The 5,522-nt window shown below is 49.4% G+C and carries 6 protein-coding genes; 3 read left to right on the top strand and 3 right to left on the bottom strand.

Going from position 1 to position 5,522, the window contains the following annotated elements; all coding sequences use genetic code 11:
* From mobB to B5E60_RS13430, 3 genes are all read right to left on the bottom strand, one after another.
* Positions 1–943: conjugal transfer protein MobB (gene mobB / locus B5E60_RS13440; protein WP_087312450.1), on the bottom strand; the 943-nt coding region annotated here is incomplete at its 3' end.
* Between the two features lies 1 nt (position 944).
* Positions 945–1,361: a conjugal transfer protein MobA gene (mobA, locus tag B5E60_RS13435; RefSeq protein WP_087312447.1), complete on the bottom strand. Its 417-nt coding sequence runs from the start codon at positions 1,359–1,361 to the stop codon at positions 945–947.
* Positions 1,362–1,738: 377 nt separating this feature from the next.
* Positions 1,739–2,710 (bottom strand): Fic family protein, encoded by a 972-nt coding sequence (locus B5E60_RS13430; protein ID WP_087312445.1) that lies wholly within the window; start codon positions 2,708–2,710, stop codon positions 1,739–1,741.
* Positions 2,711–4,177: 1,467 nt separating this feature from the next.
* Between B5E60_RS13430 and B5E60_RS13425 the strand changes: the two genes are divergently transcribed.
* The 3 genes from B5E60_RS13425 (at position 4,178) to B5E60_RS13415 (ending at position 5,182) form a co-directional block, all read left to right on the top strand.
* On the top strand, positions 4,178–4,516 hold the full coding sequence (locus tag B5E60_RS13425) for a DUF3408 domain-containing protein (protein WP_087312443.1): 339 nt from the start codon (positions 4,178–4,180) through the stop codon (positions 4,514–4,516).
* Positions 4,507–4,818, top strand: a complete 312-nt coding sequence (locus B5E60_RS13420; protein ID WP_087312441.1) for a helix-turn-helix domain-containing protein — start codon at positions 4,507–4,509, stop codon at positions 4,816–4,818. The genes B5E60_RS13425 and B5E60_RS13420 overlap by 10 nt, the downstream gene beginning before the upstream one ends.
* A gap of 67 nt (positions 4,819–4,885) precedes the next feature.
* On the top strand, positions 4,886–5,182 hold the full coding sequence (locus tag B5E60_RS13415; protein ID WP_015546259.1) for a helix-turn-helix domain-containing protein: 297 nt from the start codon (positions 4,886–4,888) through the stop codon (positions 5,180–5,182).
* Positions 5,183–5,522: the final 340 nt, after the last annotated feature.

Genomic DNA, 5,522 nt, shown 5'->3' with positions numbered 1-5,522 from the left:
CGGTGATTCGGTTTTGATCATTTCGGCGCAGGAATAAATCGATGTGATGGGTTTTCAGTCGTTTGCGCAACTCCTCTTCGGATGGCGCCTCGTTCAGCGCCTCCTCTACATGATGTAATATCATTTTATGAAGATTGGCGGACTTGATCTTCTCCGGGGAACTTGCCAGAATTGTCTCGACCTTTTTCAAGGAGGCGTCATCTCCCAGGCTGGACGCTTTCAGCGGCGTCACGGGTGCTTTTTCGCCATTCTCATCCAGCACGGTATATACCAAACCGTGGTATGGTTTTCCTGCACGGGTCCCTTGCAGTTCTTCTACACCGATACGATACAGGGCGAGTAGCGCTCTCAATTCACCCATGGTCTGAAACCGATACATGGCGAGTGCCGGTTTAACCACGGCGGCGATCTGATTCTTCAGGTCGCCTCTGTGGTAATCTACGGGTTTGAGTTGCCATAGATTTACCTTTTTTTGTTCTTTCGCCGGATGAAGGTGGTACTTCTTCTCCAACTCCTCGGTCACGGCAACGCTTCGTCTGTTGCGATGGCTGTCATTGATCTTGCGCCCGGTTATATCAACCTGTGTCGTAACAATATGGATGTGAACCCTTTCGATGTCGGTGTGTTTATAGATGATATGAGGTTGGTTTCCCCAACCCATTCCGTCCAGGTATTCTTCGGCCATCGTGATCAGTAGTTCGTCGTCAATCTCATCCTTGGGGTCCGGATTCAGGGAGATATGTACTATGGGCTTTTCAGTCCTGATGCATTCTGGCATCGAGTTGTGAAACTCTTCGGCAGTCTTCATGACATCGTATTTTCCGTCAGGTTCTTCAAATATCAGTTTTGTCGACAATACGGAGGCCTTTCCTTTGTCGACTTTCAACTGATTGTAATTCAGAATACCATATGCATTCTTTCCGGTAGTTATGTTGGCTATCATTTTATCCTAATTTTTGAACTATGGTAAAAATCTTCTCACTGACAGCAATCAAATTGCGTGTTTCATTTTCCAGCTTAAAGAGCATTGCGAGAGCTTTTTTCTGCGAGAAATGGATGTGCATCTGCTTTACAACCTGATTGTAATTGACTCCGATTTTGCGGTATTGAGCTTTGAAGGAGGATAGGATGGTTGCAATTTCAGTCGTACTTCGATCCATTTGGATGACGCGAAATGTTTTGTCAAAGACCTGTCCTTTGATGAAACGAGCCATTGAATGCACCCCGGATTTCTCGAACATGGTCAGGAAACGGGCGTATTCTTCGTCCGTAAATCGGACCATGACGCATCTCTTTGCCGGATCGGCTTTGGGAGGCCTGCCCGGTTTTCCTTGTTTGCTGCGAGAAATTAGGTCTTCCATAGCATTCAATTTTGCATGGAGGAGACGAAGCTCCTCTGTGTTTAATGTAGACCGATATCCAACAGACAACAATGCTATTATTTTGTCCTTCTGACTGTCCGGAGGGAAAGGATCCGATCTCGGTCTGTTTCACAAGGCAAAGTTACCGAGAGGAATCATTGGTTGTATAAGGGTACGCGACGCCAACCACTGCCACACCGACGCCAACCACTGCCACGGACAGAATATAGCAGGTAGCTGGGGCTGGAATGTTTACGGATTGAGTGTTAAAGACACCCCCGAGAGGCTAAGTTTCCTTTGTCCTATCTGGCCGCAAAATATTTTGCCGAGCATGGTCTTCGCGCGGGAAAAGACCGGAGTTTGTTTTGAGGTGGCTGTTATTTGCAGATGATCCATTCGCCAGAACGCGCGGGGCCGACATGACGAATTACACCCTCACGAGTCAGACGTTGCAAATGGTATTTGACACCATCGGGTGTAATACCTACCAATTTGGCCAGAGCGGCACGTGAAATTCTCGGGTTCCGACCAATCTCATTCAGGATCTGTTTCCGGGTAGAATCTGAAGTGGTTTTTGGGGTAGTTTTGGGTGTAGTTTTCAGGGTAGTATTTTGGGTAGTCAATGTTTCTGCAATTACCCCCAAAATAAACTCGATAAATGGAGTGCAACCCTCTTTTCCTCCGCTGACAGCAATTGCCTGATAATATGCCTGCTGGTATTTGTAGACAATATTTTCAATCGGCAGGTTCTTGAAAATCGGGCGCCACCGCGATAAAATCAATGTTTGCCAGAGACGCCCCGTGCGTCCGTTTCCGTCTGCAAAGGGGTGAATGAATTCAAATTCGTAATGAAAGACGCAACTGGCTATCAAAGGGTGCTCTTCAGTCGTTTGCAACCACATGAAGAGATCCTGCATCAAGAAGGGTATCCGGTCCGCATCAGGAGCATAGTGAATTACTTGTTCTCCTGATACCACGCCGGCTCCACTGCGACGAAACTGTCCGGCATCGTCGATCAATCCCGCCTCCATCGTTGCGTGAGCCCGCAACAGGTCTTCCATACGATAGGGGTCCAGTTCATCGAGCAGTTCATATGCCCGGATGGCATTGCGGACCTCCTGCACTTCGTTCAACGGTGCGACAATCGGCTTCCCTTCCAGTACTGCCGTAACCTGCTCTGCCGAAAGTGTATTGCCCTCGATAGCCAGCGTTCCGAGGATGGTCTGGATGCGGTTTACCCGATGCAGCCGCAGATTCTCATGGGCATAATAGCCTCCGATAGCCTCGCTGATTTGTGCAACGAGATGAGTAATTCGCGGAGTAATGGTATAGGGCGGCAGGTACGACATGGTTCAACTCTTATTGGGCAAAGATAGTAAAAAAGGGGGCGTAGTAGCAATCCTGTATGAGGTTTTTTAATACGCTATTTACATTGCGTATGTTCCCTATCTGCACTGTCTTATAGCAGCGATAAGCACGTGAAATCTCATCTTTGCAGCAACAGAGTTGTGGCGTTACATATTTTATTATGGCATTTTGCGGGCGCATTTCTTGCGAGAAAATGGGTCTTAACTTCCGTCAAATCATGGAAATAATTGACAAAATTTCTATGGTATTGAGCATGGATGAAGGCCATTGTGGCGGCTAAATCCTTTGTTTTACGTTGCTTATGTGTATGAAGAAAGGTCGTGTCACGGCCTCGATTTGAGATGGAATAAGCCATTGAATGTTCGTCATATCTCGTGAATACAGTCAGAAAACCAGTGTATTTTTCATCCGAGAATCCAAACATAATATCCCCTCATTTGTCGGAGCAGCCTTTGAAAGTCTGCTCTTTTTTTGTCAGTAGGACGTAATTATGCCTTCCAAGGCTCCCATTTTTGAACGAAGGGTGTCGGAACCCTTCGGCGGTTAAAATCCGGTCTCGGCATATGGGGTGCCCAGTAAAAAACGACGACTTCGGAGGAGTTTTCGTCCCCCTTGCGGGCAAGCTGTTTTGCGTTACGGAAAATATTTCGCGTAACGGAAAACACAGCTTGCTGAGTCCCGAAACATATAATGTTCCGGGGACTCATAAACGGGTCGCATATTCCGTCCCGTTCCCGCTTGTTCGCCGGCCAATCTGAAGAGGCGAACCGTCCGTTCCCGAAGCCGACATTAGGAACAAAATTGCCTTGAAATGGGATGAATAAATCTTGAACTCAAACCATCATGAGATAGTGATGCCAGGAAATCAATACGGATTGAAGTCTTGGCGTCTTGATCTCCAGAAGTCAAGAACCTCTGATGTCCCAAAATCATGAGCTCTTGGACTCGCGAACTCCAGAGGTCAAGAACTCCGGACCTCGGGAGTTCTTGATATCCGGGCTTCATGAAGTCCTGAAATCTGGAACTCAGCCCCTGCTGAAATCTTGGACTCATGGCTTCTTGATCTCTTGGCGTCATGTTCTCTTGACCTCAAGAGCCCTTGATGTCCTGTTTCCCTGAGTTCATGATACCTTGGGTTACGGATCTCTTGTTTCCTTGATCTATTGATGTCTGTAGGGGACTTTATATTATTGAGGGAGCAGAGGTATTAGGGTTGCCGCCATCTCCCTTGTCGGACTGACAATCTCCTTCTTCAGTCCGCCCAAAAGCAGAATGTCAGATTTTCTTTTTGGCACGCCAAAGTGATGTCTCTCAATACGCTATTTTTGACTCTCACCGACGCCAACCTGTGCCACACCGACGCCAACCACTGCCATAGAGCGCGGAAGGTGGAGAAAACGCCTCCGTTGCCCCTATATTCGCTCCCGAAACCTTAAAAGCGAATCATTATGCAAGAACAGAAGAATGAACTTCGGGGTGACAGCCGAACGGCATCCCTCGACTCCGGGACTTTATCGAGAAAAGCCGCCAACTACGAGCGACTTTTCCTGCAGCCGGTCAAGACCGCAGCTCTCCACGGCAAGGCCATTTATGTCCGTCCGGAGTTTCACCAACGGATCCAGCGAATCGTGCGACTCCTCGACAATGACAAAATCTCGATGTACAGTTATCTGGACCGGGTGCTGGAACACCACTTCGCAACCTTCGACGAGGAAATCACGGCTTGGTGTCGCAATCGGTTTCAGGCTCTTTCCCGGGATCTTAAAACGACGCTGCCATGGGAATAGTCAATGTAGAATCCCGAACCTTTGAGCGGATGCTTGCGCGGTTCGAGAAGTTCGCCCGACGGATGGACACGCTCTGCCATGCGCACCGCATCGGCGAGCCGGAGTCGTGGCTGGACAACCAGCAGGTCTGCCAGCTGCTGAATATCTCAAAACGGACGTTGCAGACGCTTCGCGGCAACGGGTCGCTCTCCTACACGCAGATCAACCACAAGATCTACTATCGGGCAAAAGATGTGCGGTCGTTCCTTGCGGTGCTGGAAGCGCGACGCAAGCACGATCAGAAGCGCAGAAACGGGGTATAAACGGCGGGAGCCGGATCGTGGCACTCGAGGTGAGGCCAGAACGGATCTCGCATCAAACAGACGGAAAATGGGCAATGAATTGATTACGGAGCATGACGAGCGGATCCGCTCGTACTTCCAGGCGCTGGAGCGTCTTTCCAAGGCTTTGGAGACGTTGTTCTCGAAGCGTAAGTCTTCGTTGGATGGTGAGAGCTTCTATACGGATGAGGAGCTTTCGCAGCGGCTGAAGATCAGCCGCCGGAGTTTGCAAGATTACCGCAACCAGGGACGGATTCCCTACATCAAGTTGGGCGGCAAGATTCTCTACCGCTCCTCGGATATCGAACGGATGTTGGAGGAGGGTTATCGCAACGAATTTCGGTAGACAAGGGACAAAGAGAACAGACAAAGAATACGGGGAGGCGAGGAGGCTGGGGCATACAGAGAATAGAAAAGGAGCACGAGCAACCGACCTTTCACGATACCACCGTCCATAGTTTTTCTCCTTTTTATCGGTAGCATCTCCAAAAACGGGCCGGAGCGAATACGACAACCTTTTTTCCTGGGAGCATCTCCATCTGCGGAGGCCTCTCCTCGGGGAAAAACCCTCGGGGCATGAGGTTGGCATTTCGCTCCGGCCCATTACCTTGCTGCCGGATGAAAAGGAGCCGGGACAAAAACAACGGCCGGTCTCGGGATCTCCGGGAGCCGGCCGTCATCGGGAA

The sequence above is a fragment of the Alistipes sp. An116 genome (assembly GCF_002161005.1).
Classification (GTDB): domain Bacteria; phylum Bacteroidota; class Bacteroidia; order Bacteroidales; family Rikenellaceae; genus Alistipes; species Alistipes megaguti.
This window is presented reverse-complemented; position numbering and strand designations above follow the sequence as displayed.